A 1,844-nucleotide genomic window follows, 5' to 3' on the forward strand; every position below is an offset into this window, starting at 1 on the left:
TTTTGGAATTCCCCCTATTTTCACCCCTCAGATCTAATTGCCGCCCAGGCCAAAAGTACAGTAGAAAGAATCAAAGAACATCCAATAGTTTTGGCAGTTCAAGACACAACAAGTTTAGACTTGACAACGCAAAAAGCCAAAAAAGGCATTTGAAATACAAGTACCTAGCCATCACTCCCAGGCGACCCCTCGTCAACCAGTCAAATTACCGGTAATTTTAGCTGAAGAAGAAAATCCTCATACCGGGGTTAATCCTATCAGTTGGCTCCTCTTAACTAGCCTAGACATTAGTAGCTTTGAATCAGCGATAAACTGTGGGCGCTGGTACAGTTATCGCTGGTTGATAGAACGCTATCATTTTGTTTTAAAAAGTGGTTGTGGACTAGAAAAACTGCAATTAGAAACGGGTCGGAGAATTGAGATGGCTTTAGCTACTTATTCAATTGTAGCCTGGAGATTACTCTGGTTAACTTATCAAGCACGCTTACACGGAGAGGAGAGTTGTGAAAGTTTTTTGGAAGAACATGAATGGCAATCTTTGTGTGCCACTATTCATAAAAAGGGTCCGCCACCTGAAAAGCCGCCCTCCTTGGCCAGAAGCGGTCAGAATGATTGCTTCTCTTGGGGGTTTTTTAGGTAGAAAAGGTGACGGTGAACCCGGTGTTAAAACTATTTGGTTGGGACTGGGAAGGTAACATGATATCAGCCAGACTTGGAAACTATCTCATCAAATTAGTCACCCCACAGAACCCCCTTGAGCCATATTGCACACTTTTCTCTTTTTGTCAAATTTTATGTTAAGAAAGATGTGACTAATGGATAGCTTATCAAGGGGGCAGGGGGTATCGAACCTAAAATCCATTTTAATTTTAATTATAACCAGCTACTTAATATGTTAAAATATGCCTAGATATTTGTAAACTTTTTCCTTTGTATGGATATCGTTATTATCGAGGATGAAATTGAAATCGCCCATTTGATTCAGCAAACTTTAGAGCGGGAATCATTTAATTGTCATCTGGCTTGTAATGGTAGGGTAGGACTAGAACTATTTTATCAAAAGCAACCAGACTTAGTGATTTTAGATTTAATGTTACCCGAATTAGACGGACTGGAATTATGTGCTAGAATTCGCCAAAAACCGGGGACAAAAGACCCCTATATTTTAATGTTAACCGCTAGGGGAGAAGAAATTGATCGCATTATCGGTCTATCTACGGGAGCCGATGATTATATGGTCAAACCCTTTAGTCCCCGGGAATTAACCGCTCGCGTAAGAGCTTTATTAAGACGTAGTTTAAGACACGATAGCCAACCCCAGCAACTCCATCGCAGCCGTCATTTTATTATCGACTTAGACCAACATTCTGCTCTTCGTAAATTGGAGGGAATGCCAGAGGAAACCCTCGATTTAACCACCTTAGAATTTAATTTATTAGCTACCTTTGTCAGTTATCCCAATCGCGTCTGGAGTCGCACCCAATTAATCGATAATCTCTGGGGAAATGATTTTTTTGGCGATGAAAGGGTAGTAGATACCCATATCCGACGCTTACGCAAAAAAGTAGAACCCGATCCTGCTAATCCGATCTTTATCAAAACTGTAGTCGGTGTCGGTTATAAATTTGAGGATGACATTATTTAGGGTTTGCGGCAAAAAGTTTGTTGGTGGGGTTAGGAGGCGGTCGGCAGTATTCAGGAGATAAGTAGCTGGTTATAATTAAATTAAAAATAGATTTTAGGTTCGATCCCCCCTTAGTCCTAGGGTTGATTCATAGTAGGGTTGATTCATGAATCAACCCTACCCTTAGTCCCCCCTTGATAAGGGTGGTGTCTGATAATTT

1 protein-coding gene and 1 pseudogene are annotated in these 1,844 nt (G+C 40.8%); both read left to right on the forward strand.

What is annotated here, in order from left to right; genetic code table 11:
• Window positions 1-145 precede the first annotated feature (145 nt).
• Window positions 146-758 (forward strand): annotated as a pseudogene (locus tag O9324_RS10320) (IS4 family transposase); the annotation flags it as partial.
• Between the two features lie 176 nt (window positions 759-934).
• Window positions 935-1,645, forward strand: a complete 711-nt coding sequence (locus tag O9324_RS10325; protein WP_288140136.1) for a response regulator transcription factor — start codon at window positions 935-937, stop codon at window positions 1,643-1,645.
• Window positions 1,646-1,844 lie beyond the last annotated feature (199 nt).

Origin of the sequence: Microcystis sp. LE19-84.1B (genome assembly GCF_027531875.1) — a bacterium.
GTDB lineage: Bacteria > Cyanobacteriota > Cyanobacteriia > Cyanobacteriales > Microcystaceae > Microcystis > Microcystis panniformis.